Here is an 11,603-nt window from a genome sequence, read left to right as displayed (position 1 = left end):
GCGTCAGTCTGCCAATCCGGAGGTTGTTATGGCTGATAAGAACGACCTGAGCTTCACAGGTCTTACCGACGAGCAAGCGCAAGAACTGCATGCCGTCTACATGAGCGGGCTGTCGGCGTTCATCGCCGTCGCGGTGCTCGCCCATCTGGCGGTCATGATCTGGCGTCCGTGGTTCTGAGGAGAAACTGAAAATGTCCAAGTTCTACAAAATCTGGCTCGTTTTCGATCCCCGTCGCGTGTTCGTGGCCCAGGGCGTGTTCCTGTTCCTGCTCGCGGTGCTGATCCACCTGATCCTGCTCTCGACCCCCGCTTTCAACTGGCTGACCGTTGCCACCGCCAAGCATGGCTACGTGGCTGCTGCCCAGTAAGCGTTACTGAGCGTTGCGGGCGGGGCGAGAGTCTCGCCCCGCCCGCGACCATACCGCAAGACGCAACCCATCGGCACGATCTGAGGCCTTTTGCCGGGCCAAGGACCGTCCCGCAACAGCGGAGACACGGGCATGGCTTTGCTCAGCTTCGAACGAAAATACCGTGTGCCGGGCGGCACCTTGATTGGCGGGAGCCTTTTCGACTTCTGGGTCGGACCCTTCTATGTCGGGTTCTTCGGGGTCACCACCATCTTCTTCGCCACGCTCGGCTTTTTGCTTATCCTTTGGGGAGCCGCGATGCAGGGCACGTGGAACCCCCAATTGATCTCCATCGTTCCGCCGCCGGTGGAAAATGGTCTGAACGTGGCAGCCCTGGACAAGGGCGGTCTTTGGCAGGTCATCACCGTCTGCGCGACGGGCGCCTTCTGCAGCTGGGCTCTGCGTGAAGTCGAAATCTGCCGCAAGCTCGGGATCGGCTTCCACATCCCGGTGGCCTTCTCGATGGCGATCTTTGCCTATCTGACCCTCGTCGTGATCCGTCCGATGATGATGGGGTCGTGGGGCTACGCCTTCCCGTATGGTATCTGGACGCACCTCGACTGGGTGTCGAACACCGGCTACACCTACGGCAACTTCCACTACAACCCGTTCCACATGCTGGGCATCAGCCTGTTCTTCACCACCGCCTGGGCGCTGGCGATGCACGGGGCTCTGGTCCTTTCGGCCGCCAACCCGGTCAAAGGCAAGACGATGCGGACGCCGGACCACGAGGACACCTACTTCCGTGACCTCATGGGCTATTCGGTCGGCACGCTCGGCATCCACCGCCTCGGCCTGCTGCTTGCGCTGAACGCGGTGTTCTGGTCGGCCATGTGCATGCTCGTCTCTGGCACCATCTACTTCGATCTGTGGAGTGACTGGTGGTACTGGTGGGTGAACATGCCGTTCTGGGTCGACATGGCAGGAGGCATCAATGGCTGAGTATCAGAACTTCTTTAACCAGGTTCAGGTCGCCGGTGCGCCCGAAATGGGCCTCAAGGAAGACGTCGACACCTACGAACGCACGCCTGCGGGGATGTTCAATCTCCTTGGCTGGATGGGGAACGCCCAGATCGGGCCGATCTATCTGGGCATCGCCGGCACCGTTTCGCTGGTCTTCGGGGCGGCCTGGTTCTTCACCATCGGTGTGTGGTACTGGTATCAGGCCGGGTTCGATCCCTTCATCTTCATGCGGGATCTGTTCTTCTTCAGCCTCGAGCCGCCGCCGGCCGAATACGGCCTTGCGCTGGCCCCGCTGCGTGAAGGCGGTGTCTGGCAGATCGCCTCGCTCTTCATGGCGATCTCGGTCATTGCCTGGTGGGTCCGTGTCTACACCCGCGCCGACCAGCTCGGCATGGGCAAGCACATGGCCTGGGCCTTCCTGTCGGCGATCTGGCTGTGGTCGGTTCTCGGCTTCTGGCGCCCGATCCTGATGGGGTCGTGGTCGGTGGCTCCGCCCTACGGCATCTTCACGCACCTTGACTGGACGAACCAGTTCTCGCTCGACCATGGCAACCTGTTCTACAACCCGTTCCACGGCCTCTCGATCGCTGCCCTCTACGGCTCGGCGCTCCTGTTCGCCATGCACGGCGCGACGATCCTTGCGGTGACCCGTTTCGGCGGCGAACGCGAGCTGGAACAGATCGCTGACCGCGGCACCGCCTCGGAACGCGCCGCCCTGTTCTGGCGCTGGACGATGGGCTTCAACGCCACCATGGAAGGCATCCACCGCTGGGCGATCTGGATGGCCGTGATGGTGACGCTGACCGGTGGTATCGGCATCCTGCTCTCGGGCACCGTTGTCGACAACTGGTATGTCTGGGCGCAAGTCCACGGCTACGCCCCCGTGACCCCGTAAGGAGAAGAGACCATGTCCATGTTCGACAAACCCTTCGACTACGAGAACGGCTCGAAGTTCGAGATGGGGATCTGGATCGGTCGGCAGATGGCCTATGGCGCCTTCCTCGGCTCGATCCCCTTCCTGTTCGGTCTGGGTCTGGTGCTGGGGTCCTATGGCCTTGGCCTGATGCTCCCCGAACGCGCCCACCAGGCGCCGTCGCCCTACACCACCGAAGTCGTCGTCACCCATGTGACCGAAGTCGCGTAAGACAGCTTTCCCCGGCCGCGCGGGATGCCGCGCGGCCGGGGTATTCCGTTCCGGGCCTGGCCCGGAAACTCCGGGGCCCCACAGCCCCGATCCCTTCCCTGTTCATTCAGGCACCTGGTGCCGCAGGTCCGACCCCCGCGGCACCCTTTTGGACCAGACAGCTCATCGGAGGACGCAACCATGAGCGCCACGCCATCCCGCACCCCCCATCTTGACCGCGTGACCGGTCCCGCCGATCTCAAGGCGATGAGCATCGCCGATCTGACGGCGCTGGCCGCCGAAGTCCGGCGCGAGATCGTCGAAGTGGTCAGCCAGACCGGGGGGCATCTTGGCTCTTCGCTCGGCGTCGTCGAACTGACGGTCGCGCTGCATTCGGTCTTCAACTCGCCCGGCGACAAGCTGATCTGGGACGTGGGCCATCAATGCTATCCGCACAAGATCCTGACCGGCCGCCGGTCGCGCATGCTGACGCTGCGGCAGGCGGGCGGCGTCTCGGGCTTTCCGAAACGATCCGAAAGCCCGCATGACGCCTTTGGCGCGGGCCATTCTTCGACCTCGATCTCGGCCGCTTTGGGCTTTGCAGTCGGTCGCGAACTCGGCCAGCCGGTGGGCGACACCATTGCCATCATCGGCGACGGCTCGATCACTGCGGGCATGGCCTATGAGGCGCTGAACCACGCGGGCCATCTGAAATCGCGGATGTTCGTGATTCTGAATGACAATGACATGTCGATCGCGCCGCCGGTGGGGGCGCTGCAGCATTATCTGAACACCATCGCCCGGCAGGCGCCCTTTGCGGCGCTGAAGGCCGCGGCCGAGGGGATCGAGATGCATCTGCCCGGCCCGGTGCGCGATGGCGCCCGTCGTGCCCGTCAGATGGTCACCGCGATGCCCGGCGGCGCGACGCTGTTTGAAGAACTGGGCTTTGACTATATCGGTCCGGTCGATGGCCATGACATGGCGGAACTGGTGGAAACCCTGCGCGTCACCCGCGCCCGGGCTTCGGGTCCGGTGCTGATCCATGTCTGCACCACCAAGGGCAAGGGCTATGCCCCCGCCGAGGGCGCCGAGGACAAGCTGCATGGCGTGTCGAAATTCGACATCGAGACCGGCAAGCAGAAGAAGTCGATCCCGAATGCGCCGAATTACACCACCGTCTTCGGGCAAAGGCTGACCGAGGAAGCGGCCCGCGATCAGGCGATCGTGGCGGTGACGGCGGCGATGCCCACGGGCACCGGCCTGGACATCATGCAAAAACGCTTCCCGCGCCGGGTCTTTGATGTGGGCATTGCCGAACAGCATGCGGTGACTTTTGCGGCGGGCATGGCGGCGGCGGGGCTGAAGCCGTTCCTCGCGCTCTATTCCAGCTTCGTGCAGCGCGGCTATGACCAGATCGTGCATGATGTGGCGCTGCAAAACCTGCCGCTGCGGCTGATGATCGACCGCGCCGGGCTGGTGGGGCAGGACGGGGCGACCCATGCCGGGGCGTTCGACGTCTCGATGCTGGCGAACCTGCCGAATTTCACCGTGATGGCGGCGGCGGACGAGGCCGAGCTGTGCCACATGCTGGTGACGGCGGCGGCGCATGACAGCGGGCCCATCGCGCTGCGCTATCCGCGCGGCGAGGGCCGGGGCGTCGAAATGCCCGAACGCGGCGAGGTTCTGGAAATCGGCAAGGGCCGGGTTCTGAAGGAAGGCACCGAGGTCGCGATCCTGTCCTTTGGCGCGCATCTGGGCGAGGCGCTGAAAGCGGCCGAGCTGCTGGAGGCCGAGGGCGTCTCGACCACGGTTGCCGATGCCCGGTTCTGCCGCCCGCTCGACACCGATCTGATCGACCGGCTGATCGAGGGGCACGCGGCGCTGATCACGCTGGAACAGGGCGCCATGGGCGGGTTCGGCGCGATGGTGCTGCATTATCTGGCCCGCACCGGGCAGCTGGAAAAAGGCCGTGCCATCCGCACGATGACCTTGCCCGATTGCTTCATCGACCACGGCACCCCCGAGGAGATGTATGCCTGGGCCGGGCTGACGGCGGCCGATATCCGCGACACCGCGCTGGCCGCGGCGCGACCGGCCAAGGCGGTGCGGGTCGTTCATAGCGCCTAAGCGCGGCTCTGTGCATCTTCGCGCGGACGTGGCGGAAAATCGCTGCGTCTGCGCAATTCTCTTGCCTGCGACAAGTTGACCATGACACAGTCGGACAGGTTCCCGCGGTCGGGCGGGACTCGCAGTCGGACGAAGGCCTTGAAATTCCAGCAAGTTTACTACGTGCTCGACCCGGAAAGCCGGATTCTCTGGGTCGGCGGGGATTGGGACGACTTCGCGCTGTCGAACGGCGGCGCGGGGGCCTGTTCCAATCGCGTGCTCTCGACGCCGCTGTTTCAGCATGTGGCGGGCGAGACGACGCGCAGGGCGCTGGCGCGGATGATCGCGGCGGTGCGCGATCTGGGCCAGCCGCTGCGGCTCGATTACCGCTGCGACAGCCCGACGCTGTCGCGCCGCTTTCAACTGACGATCCAGCCGATGAAGGACGGCCGCGTGCTGCTGGTGCATGACCTGCGCGACGCCCGCGCCTTCGGGGCAAGGCTGCCGCGCTGGCACTCCGACGCGTCAGCCGCGGCGCAGAAATGTTCGTTCTGCGGCGCGGTGCATCTGCCCCGGCGCGGCTGGAATTTCGCCGAGGATCTGGGCGAATATCACCCGAGGGCGGTGGAATATGTCCTCTGCCCCGGCTGCACGGCGCAGATCGACGATGCGGTGACGCGGTTGCGCAAGGATGGCGCCCCCCGCAGCGCCGCGACCGGCGGCTTCGGCCCGGTCGCCGATTAGATCCGCCGCAGCGCCGCCTTGGCGACAAGCGGGCCGGTCGCAACCCCTTCGGGCGCGCCGCCCAAAGGTTCCTCGGTGATGGCCAGCGTTGCCGCCGTCAGCATCGGCCGCAGCGCCTCGGGGATCGGCATCGCCGCCTGACCGCGCCGCGGCATCACGCCCAGCGACACCGGTGCGGCTTCGCCCGCGATCACCCAAAGCTCGAAATCGCGTCCCGGCGCGGGGGCGTCGCCCCCCATCGAGACCCGCATCTCGCCGGTTTCGCTGTCATAAAGCGCCGCCAGCCGCACCGTGCCATCGGCCGAAACCATGTCCGAAACCAGAAGCGGTCCGCGCGCGGGCAGGATCGGCTGGCCCAGCATCAAAAGCGCCGCCAGAAGCGCGACCGACAGCCCCGAGGCCCCCACCAGCCAGCGCCAAAGCCCCGCCCCCACCGGTTCGGGCGCCCCGAAAACGCGGGTCTCGACGCCCCGCCACAGCCGCGCGGGCGGGGTGACCGGTGTCACCTCGTCGGCCAGCGGATCGAAGCGGCTTTCCCAGCGCACCACCTCGCGGGCGAAATCGGCATCGGTGGCGATCCGGCGCGTCACCGCCAGCCGCTCGGGCCCGGGCAGGGTGCCCAGCACATATTCCCCCGCCAGCGCGATATCCTGTTGCGTGAGCCCGCTCATCCTTCCAGACACTCCCGCAGCGACAGCAGCGACCGGCGCAGCCAGGACCGCATCGTGTTGAGCGGCACGGCAAAGCGTTCCGCAAGTTCCAGATAGCTTTCGCCCTCGACATAGGCGCGGCGCACGGCTTCGGCGCGGGCGCCATCCAGCCGGGTCATGCAGTCGTCGATCCGCCGCCCCTCCGAGGCGCGGATCGCCGCCGCCTCGGGGCCGGGAGTCTCGGCGGGCAGGTCGTCCAGCACCTCCACGCCGACCTCGCCACCCTTGCGACGCCGCAGCCGGTCGATGCACAGGTTGCGGGTGACCGAATTCAGCCAGGCGACGGGGCTGGCCACCTCGGGCACATAACGGTCGGCATTCATCCAGATCTTCACGAAGACATCCTGCAAGGCATCCTCCGCTTCTCGGCGGTCCTTGAGGAGACGCAGGCAAAGGCCGAAAAGTTTCGCGCCCTGCACCGAATAAAGCTGCTCGAAAGCGGCGCGGTCGCGCAGCGCCACGCGGGCCAGCAGATCGCCCAGCTCCTGTCCTGCATCCGCCATCTGATCCGGTTGCCTTTCGCTGCTTGCGTCGTTTCGCACGCAACCTTTTGCCTGCCGGCCGCGTCTTGTCGAGAGGAGAATGCCACGAGCCCCGCCGCGATGACAACCGTTCCGGTTGCGTTTGGCGGTGCCGGGCCGCAGGATGGCCGCAAAGGGAGGATGAGGATGGATCGCAGGTTCCTGGCGCCTCTGGTGCTGATCACGACGCTGACCTTTGCCGGATCGCCGTTCCTGAGCGAGGGCTTTCGCGGCTTCACGCCGTCGCAATTCCCGGTCGTCGCCGATCGCTGGCCGGTGCAGCCGGTGGGCTGGGCCTTCTCGATCTGGGGGGCGATTTATCTTTGGCTGATCCTGGGCGCGGTCTATGGGCTGATCCGCGCGGGCCGCGATCCGGATTGGGCAGAGATGCGGCTGGCGCTGATCTTGTCGCTGGCGGTGGGCAGTTTCTGGATCACCGTGGCGAACCTGCAGCCGGTGCTGGCCACGGTGATGCTGATCTTCATGGCGGCCACCGCGATTGCGGCCTTTCTGCGTGCCCCCACCGGCAAAGGCGGGGCGGGGCTTTGGGCGGCGGGGCCGGTCGGGCTTTATGCGGGCTGGGTCACGGCGGCTTGCGGTGTCGCCATCGCCATCACCCTGGGCGGGCAGGGGGTCTTGACCGGCGCCGAGGCGGCCTATCTGTCGCTGACGGGCGTCACCCTGACCGCGGCTTGCGTGGTCTGGTTCCGCCCCGATGTGCCAAGCTATGCCTTCGGCGCGGGCTGGGCGCTCTTTGGCGTGATCGTGTCGAATGCCCGGGCGGGGGACTGGCCGGTGCTCTTTCTCGCGGCCCTCGGGCTTTTGCTTGTCGCCGCGACGCTTCTTTTGCGCAGGAGGAAACTGCAATGAATCTCAAGCTGATGGCTGCCGCGGTGCTGACCGGGTTTGGTGCCTTTGCCGCCCCCGCCGCCCGCGCCGCCGAGGCCGAGGCGCCGACCTTCACCTTCCCCTCGATCGAGGGGGGGGTGATCGACACGGCGGCCTATCGTGGTCATCCGGTGCTGGTGGTCAACACCGCGTCGCTGTGCGGCTTCACCCCGCAGCTGGAGGGGGTGCAGGCGCTGCACAAGGTCTGGGGGCCGAAGGGGCTGATCGTGCTGGCCGTGCCGTCCGATGATTTCAAACAGGAGTTGGACAGCGGCAAGGAGGTTTCGGAATTCTGCACCATGACCTATGGGTTGACGGTGCCGATGACCGATATCACCCCGGTTCTGGGCGAGGGCGCGCATCCGTTCTTCAAATGGCTGAAGGAGACGCAGGGCTTCGTGCCGCGCTGGAATTTCAACAAGGTGCTTCTGGATGGCGAGGGCCGGGTGGTGGCCACCTGGGGCTCGATGACGAAGCCCGAAAGCAGCGCGATCCGGGCCGCGTTTGAACCGCTTCTGCCGGGGGCGTGAGTGGCGAAGAGGGTCCGCAAGGGCGATCTGGCGCAAAAGATCTGCGCCGGATGCGGTCGCCCGTTCAGCTGGCGCCGGAAATGGGCGCGGGATTGGGAAAACGTCCGGTTCTGCTCGGACCGCTGCCGCCGCGCGCGATGAGGCTGGTTTTCATCCTCGGCGATCAGCTGACGCGGGGGATCTCGTCCTTGGACGGGTTCGAGCCCACGCGCGATGTGGTGCTGATGGTCGAGGTCGCGGCCGAGGCGCGTTATGTGCGGCACCACAAACAGAAACTGGTGCTGATCCTGTCGGCGATGCGCCATTTTGCCGACGAGTTGCGGGCCGAGGGGATTGCGGTTGATTACGTCCGGCTGGACGATCCCGAAAACCGGCAGGATTTCAGCGCCGAACTCGCCCGCGCCGTCGCCCGGCACCGCCCCGAAGCGGTGGTGGTGACGCATCCGGGCGAATGGCGGGTGTGGCAGCTGATGCGGGGCTGGGCGGCGGCGCTCGGCCTGCCGGTCGAGATCCGCGAGGACGACCGTTTCCTGTGTCCGCCCGCGGAATTCGCCCGGCTGAGTGCGGCAGGCAAGACCGGGCGGATGGAATATTTCTACCGCGAGATGCGCCGTCGCACCGGGCTTTTGATGGAGGGCGCCAAGCCCTTGGGCGGCAAGTGGAATTACGATGCCGAAAACCGCAAGGCCCTGCCGCGCGGGCATCGGGCGCCAAAACGGCGGCGGTTCCCCCCGGATGCGGTGACGGCCGAAGTGATGACCTTGGTCGAGACCCGGTTTGCCGATCACTTCGGCACGCTGGATCGTTTCGGCTGGCCGGTGACCCGGGCCGAGGCGTTGCAGGCACTCGATGATTTCCTGCGCGTCGGTTTGCCGTCCTTTGGCGATTGGCAGGATGCGATGCAGGCGGGGGAGGATTTCCTCTATCACTCCCTGATCGCGCCGGCCTTGAACATTGGCCTGCTGACCGCGCTTGAGGTCGCGGCGGCGGCCGAGGCGGAATATCACGCGGGCCGGGCGCCCCTGAACGCGGTCGAAGGCTTTATCCGGCAGGTGATCGGTTGGCGCGAATTCGTCCGCGGGATCTATTGGACCGAAATGCCCGGCTATGCGGCCACGAATGCGCTGAACGCGGTGCGGCCCCTGCCGGCCTTCTACTGGACCGGCGACACGCGGATGCGTTGCATCGCCGAGGTGGTCCGGGGCACGCGCGAGAATGCCTATGCCCATCACATCCAGCGGCTGATGGTGACGGGGAATTTCGCGCTTCTGGCGGGGATTGCGCCCGCCGAAATCGAGGCTTGGTATCTGGCCGTCTATGCCGATGCCTTTGAATGGGTCGAACTCCCGAATGTGCATGGCATGGTGGCCCATGCCGATGGCGGGCGGCTCGGCTCGAAACCCTATGCGGCGGCGGCGGCCTATATCGGGCGGATGTCGGATTACTGCCGCGGTTGCGGCTATGACGCCAAGGCGCGGACCGGTCGGACCGCCTGTCCGATGAATACTCTCTACTGGAATTTCCTGATCACCCATCAGGACCGGTTCGGAAAGAACCCCCGGATGGCTTTGCCCTACAAGGCTTTGGCCGCGATGGGGGAAGGGGAGCGGGCGGCGATCATCGCCGAGGCCGCGGCGTTTCTTGCGAAAATGAAAACGCCGGAGGCAGAGCCCCCGGCGCAGATCTCGATGCCGTGGTGATCACCGGCCGCGAATGCGCGGATCGAGCGCGTCGCGCAGACCGTCGCCGATGTAGTTCACGCTCAGCACCGTCAGCGAAATCGCGATGCCGGGCAGGATCACCCGCCAGGGGTAAAGCTGGATCTGATCGACGGCATCGAACAGCAGCCGCCCCCAGGTCGGGAAATCGGGCGGGAAGCCAAGGCCCAGGAACGACAGCGCCGATTCCGTGATGATCGCCGAGGCGATGCCGAGCGTCGCCGAGACCATGATGGGCGACATCACGTTGGGCAGGATGTGGCGCAGCACCAGCCGATGTGCGGGCGTGCCGATCGAGCGCGCCGCCAGCACGAATTCGCGTTCCTTCAGCGCCAGCACCTCGCCGCGCACGATCCGGGCGGTCTGCATCCAGGACGTCGCCCCGATCGCCGTCACGATCAGCAGGAAGATCCCGCCCTCGGGGCCGAAACCCTTCGACAGCGGCTCGCGGAAGAGCGTCACCATCAAAAGCAGCAGGGGCAGCAGCGGCAGGGCCAGGAAAAGGTCGGTCAGCCGCATCAGATGGCCGTCAAGCCGCTTGAAATAGCCCGCCAGCACGCCGATGGCGGCGCCAAGGAAGATCGAGAGCGACATGGCGGTGAGCCCGACCGAGATCGAGACCTTGCCCCCCGCCATCATCCGGGCCAGAAGATCCCGGCCGAGCTGGTCGGTGCCCAGCGGATGGGCGAGCGAGAAGCCCTTGTTGCGGGCGCGGAAATCGACATAGGTCGGGTCGATCTTCCACAGCAGCGGCCCGATCAGGATCAGCGCCATGATGGCCACGAAGATCGTCAGGCCGACCAGCGCGCCCTTGTGGGTCTTGAACTGGTCCCAGACATCCCACCACTGATTGCGGGGCGGACGGATTTTCACGGTGGTGTCAGTCATAGCGGATCCGCGGGTCGAGGATGCCGTAAAGCAGATCGGCAATCAGGTTGAAAAGCACGATCAGCACGGCAAAGATGAAGGTCAGCGTCATCACCATCGGCAGGTCGTTGGCGTGAATGGCCAGGATCAGCTGCTGGCCGAGCCCGTTCACCTTGAACACCTGTTCGGTGATGATCGCGCCGCCGAAGATCGAGGGCACGCCGAGCGCGATCACGGTGACAACGGGGATGAGCGAGTTGCGCAGCACATGGATCAGCACCACGACGCGCTCTGTCAGGCCCTTGGCGCGGGCGGTGCGGACGTAATCCTGCCCGAGGTTGTCGAGCATGGAAGACCGCATGAAGCGCGAGATCTGCGCCGCGTTAAAGAGCGACAGCACCGTGACCGGCATCACCATCTGCTTGATCTGCTTGGTGAAACTTTCCCAGTCGGTGACCTGCAAGGTGGTGTCATAGACCATCGGGAACCATTGCAGATTGACCGCGAAGATCACGATCAGCACGACGCCGGTGAAGAAGGTCGGCACCGAAAAGCCGATCATCGAGACGAAGGTGCCAAGGTTGTCGAACCAGGAATATTGCCGATAGGCGGACAGGATGCCGATCGGAACCGCGATCAGCACGCCGATCACATAGGCCGAGCCGACGACGATCAGCGTTTGCGGCATGCGCTCGGCGATGATGTCCATCACCGGCTGGCGCGACTGGAACGAGATCACGCGCTGCATGTCATCGGCCAGATGCGTGCCGAACAGATTGTCGATCAGATGCATCGGCTCGATCCAGAACATCTGCTTGAGCCAGAGGAAATAGCGCACATACCACGAGGCATCGAGGCCGAGCGCGGTGCGCATCTTCGCCTTCACTTCGGGCGGCACGGTCAGGGGAACCTCACCCAAGGGGTCGCCGGGGGCGGCCTCCAGCAAAAGGAAGATCACCAGAGAAATGATCAGAAGCGTCGGGATCGCAATCAGCAATCGTCGCATCGTATACTGGAACATCGGCG

General features: G+C 65.5%; 15 protein-coding genes. 11 read left to right on the top strand and 4 right to left on the bottom strand.

Annotated elements, in window-relative coordinates; translation table 11 throughout:
• Positions 1 to 28 precede the first annotated feature (28 nt).
• The 7 genes from pufB to ACTTAG_RS14085 all read left to right on the top strand — a co-directional run bounded on the left by pufB (position 29) and on the right by ACTTAG_RS14085 (position 5,343).
• On the top strand, positions 29 to 178 hold the full coding sequence (pufB, locus tag ACTTAG_RS14115) for a light-harvesting antenna LH1, beta subunit (RefSeq protein ID WP_013066435.1): 150 nt from the start codon (positions 29 to 31) through the stop codon (positions 176 to 178).
• Positions 179 to 191: 13 nt separating this feature from the next.
• Positions 192 to 368, top strand: coding sequence for a light-harvesting antenna LH1, alpha subunit (gene pufA, locus ACTTAG_RS14110; RefSeq protein WP_013066436.1), 177 nt, complete (start codon positions 192 to 194; stop codon positions 366 to 368).
• A gap of 132 nt (positions 369 to 500) precedes the next feature.
• Positions 501 to 1,349, top strand: a complete 849-nt coding sequence (gene pufL / locus ACTTAG_RS14105; RefSeq protein WP_444462865.1) for a photosynthetic reaction center subunit L — start codon at positions 501 to 503, stop codon at positions 1,347 to 1,349.
• Positions 1,342 to 2,265 carry a photosynthetic reaction center subunit M gene (pufM, locus tag ACTTAG_RS14100; protein WP_444462864.1) on the top strand — a complete coding sequence of 308 codons (924 nt, stop codon included), beginning with the start codon at positions 1,342 to 1,344 and terminating at the stop codon, positions 2,263 to 2,265. Before pufL ends, pufM begins: the two co-directional genes overlap by 8 nt.
• Before the next feature lie 12 nt (positions 2,266 to 2,277).
• Positions 2,278 to 2,514, top strand: coding sequence for an RC-LH1 core complex protein PufX (gene pufX / locus ACTTAG_RS14095; RefSeq protein ID WP_444462863.1), 237 nt, complete (start codon positions 2,278 to 2,280; stop codon positions 2,512 to 2,514).
• 180 nt (positions 2,515 to 2,694) lie between these two features.
• Positions 2,695 to 4,620: a 1-deoxy-D-xylulose-5-phosphate synthase gene (gene dxs / locus ACTTAG_RS14090; RefSeq protein WP_444462862.1), complete on the top strand. Its 1,926-nt coding sequence runs from the start codon at positions 2,695 to 2,697 to the stop codon at positions 4,618 to 4,620.
• A 138-nt stretch (positions 4,621 to 4,758) separates the two neighbouring features.
• Complete coding sequence (locus tag ACTTAG_RS14085; RefSeq protein WP_444462861.1) at positions 4,759 to 5,343, top strand: hypothetical protein; 585 nt, start codon at positions 4,759 to 4,761, stop codon at positions 5,341 to 5,343.
• Here ACTTAG_RS14085 and ACTTAG_RS14080 read toward each other — a convergent pair.
• Entirely contained in the window at positions 5,340 to 6,014 is a 675-nt protein-coding gene (locus ACTTAG_RS14080; protein ID WP_444462860.1) for an anti-sigma factor, read from the bottom strand. The two genes, ACTTAG_RS14085 and ACTTAG_RS14080, sit on opposite strands and share 4 nt — an antisense overlap.
• Positions 6,011 to 6,556 carry a sigma-70 family RNA polymerase sigma factor gene (locus ACTTAG_RS14075; protein ID WP_444462859.1) on the bottom strand — a complete coding sequence of 182 codons (546 nt, stop codon included), beginning with the start codon at positions 6,554 to 6,556 and terminating at the stop codon, positions 6,011 to 6,013. The genes ACTTAG_RS14080 and ACTTAG_RS14075 overlap by 4 nt, the downstream gene beginning before the upstream one ends.
• 165 nt (positions 6,557 to 6,721) lie before the next feature.
• On the opposite strand from ACTTAG_RS14075, the gene ACTTAG_RS14070 reads away from it, so the two are divergent.
• From ACTTAG_RS14070 to ACTTAG_RS14055, 4 genes are read left to right on the top strand one after another with little or no spacing between them, the layout of a single operon-like run.
• On the top strand, positions 6,722 to 7,444 hold the full coding sequence (locus ACTTAG_RS14070; RefSeq protein ID WP_444462858.1) for a hypothetical protein: 723 nt from the start codon (positions 6,722 to 6,724) through the stop codon (positions 7,442 to 7,444).
• Complete coding sequence (locus ACTTAG_RS14065; protein WP_444462857.1) at positions 7,441 to 7,992, top strand: glutathione peroxidase; 552 nt, start codon at positions 7,441 to 7,443, stop codon at positions 7,990 to 7,992. The genes ACTTAG_RS14070 and ACTTAG_RS14065 overlap by 4 nt, the downstream gene beginning before the upstream one ends.
• On the top strand, positions 7,993 to 8,133 hold the full coding sequence (locus tag ACTTAG_RS14060) for a DUF2256 domain-containing protein (protein WP_444462856.1): 141 nt from the start codon (positions 7,993 to 7,995) through the stop codon (positions 8,131 to 8,133). It begins immediately after the preceding gene.
• A complete protein-coding gene (locus ACTTAG_RS14055) occupies positions 8,130 to 9,692 on the top strand; it encodes a cryptochrome/photolyase family protein (protein WP_444462855.1) in 1,563 nt (520 codons plus the stop codon). The genes ACTTAG_RS14060 and ACTTAG_RS14055 overlap by 4 nt, the downstream gene beginning before the upstream one ends.
• On the opposite strand, the gene ACTTAG_RS14050 is transcribed toward ACTTAG_RS14055, so the two are convergent.
• A complete protein-coding gene (locus tag ACTTAG_RS14050; RefSeq protein WP_444462854.1) occupies positions 9,693 to 10,598 on the bottom strand; it encodes an ABC transporter permease in 906 nt (301 codons plus the stop codon).
• Complete coding sequence (locus tag ACTTAG_RS14045; protein ID WP_444462853.1) at positions 10,591 to 11,598, bottom strand: ABC transporter permease; 1,008 nt, start codon at positions 11,596 to 11,598, stop codon at positions 10,591 to 10,593. The genes ACTTAG_RS14050 and ACTTAG_RS14045 overlap by 8 nt, the downstream gene beginning before the upstream one ends.
• Positions 11,599 to 11,603: the final 5 nt, after the last annotated feature.

Origin of the sequence: Rhodobacter capsulatus (assembly GCF_052363185.1) — a bacterium.
Classification (GTDB): domain Bacteria; phylum Pseudomonadota; class Alphaproteobacteria; order Rhodobacterales; family Rhodobacteraceae; genus Rhodobacter; species Rhodobacter capsulatus_E.
The sequence above is the reverse complement of the archived record's forward strand: the minus strand, read 5'-3'. Positions and strand labels throughout refer to the sequence as shown.

Excerpts from the sequence above, each read along its gene's own strand:
- ACTTAG_RS14075 (WP_444462859.1), bottom strand. The coding sequence starts at position 6,556 with ATGGCGGATGCAGGACAGGAGCTGGGCGATCTGCTGGCCCGCGTGGCG.
- ACTTAG_RS14055 (WP_444462855.1), top strand. The coding sequence starts at position 8,130 with ATGAGGCTGGTTTTCATCCTCGGCGATCAGCTGACGCGGGGGATCTCG.
- ACTTAG_RS14080 (WP_444462860.1), bottom strand. The coding sequence starts at position 6,014 with ATGAGCGGGCTCACGCAACAGGATATCGCGCTGGCGGGGGAATATGTG.
- pufL (WP_444462865.1), top strand. The coding sequence starts at position 501 with ATGGCTTTGCTCAGCTTCGAACGAAAATACCGTGTGCCGGGCGGCACC.
- ACTTAG_RS14050 (WP_444462854.1), bottom strand. The coding sequence starts at position 10,598 with ATGACTGACACCACCGTGAAAATCCGTCCGCCCCGCAATCAGTGGTGG.
- ACTTAG_RS14045 (WP_444462853.1), bottom strand. The coding sequence starts at position 11,598 with ATGTTCCAGTATACGATGCGACGATTGCTGATTGCGATCCCGACGCTT.
- ACTTAG_RS14070 (WP_444462858.1), top strand. The coding sequence starts at position 6,722 with ATGGATCGCAGGTTCCTGGCGCCTCTGGTGCTGATCACGACGCTGACC.
- pufX (WP_444462863.1), top strand. The coding sequence starts at position 2,278 with ATGTCCATGTTCGACAAACCCTTCGACTACGAGAACGGCTCGAAGTTC.
- dxs (WP_444462862.1), top strand. The coding sequence starts at position 2,695 with ATGAGCGCCACGCCATCCCGCACCCCCCATCTTGACCGCGTGACCGGT.
- ACTTAG_RS14065 (WP_444462857.1), top strand. The coding sequence starts at position 7,441 with ATGAATCTCAAGCTGATGGCTGCCGCGGTGCTGACCGGGTTTGGTGCC.
- pufB (WP_013066435.1), top strand. The coding sequence starts at position 29 with ATGGCTGATAAGAACGACCTGAGCTTCACAGGTCTTACCGACGAGCAA.
- pufM (WP_444462864.1), top strand. The coding sequence starts at position 1,342 with ATGGCTGAGTATCAGAACTTCTTTAACCAGGTTCAGGTCGCCGGTGCG.
- pufA (WP_013066436.1), top strand. The coding sequence starts at position 192 with ATGTCCAAGTTCTACAAAATCTGGCTCGTTTTCGATCCCCGTCGCGTG.